The sequence below is a fragment of the Pseudomonas sp. PME37.24/006 genome (assembly GCF_055556635.1).
In genome coordinates this window covers 1-245 of record NZ_JBVHNL010000259.1, presented here as the reverse complement: position 1 = coordinate 245, position 245 = coordinate 1, and the positions used below count along the sequence as shown (strand labels likewise).

Sequence of the window (245 nt, the reverse complement as noted above, 5' to 3'; positions counted from 1 at the left end):
CGGATGCCACCCCGCGGAGCGCGTCGAGATCGGCGAGCAGCACGCGGGCGAGGGGGAGGAGCGCGTCGCCCGCGGCCGTCGGGCGCACGAACTTGGTGGAGCGCTCGAACAGACGGACGCCCAGGTCGCGCTCGAGGCTCGCGAGGCCCGCCGAGACCGTGGACTGCGCCGCGAACAGCCGAGCGGCTGCGGCCGTGACGTTGCGTTCGTCGGCGACCGTGACGAAGTACTCGAGCAAGCGCGTC

1 protein-coding gene is annotated in these 245 nt (G+C 73.9%); it reads right to left on the bottom strand.

The window, feature by feature from the left end; all coding sequences use genetic code 11:
• On the bottom strand, positions 1–245 hold a 245-nt coding region (locus ACZ3GY_RS24640), incomplete at both ends, for a LysR family transcriptional regulator (RefSeq protein ID WP_465912432.1).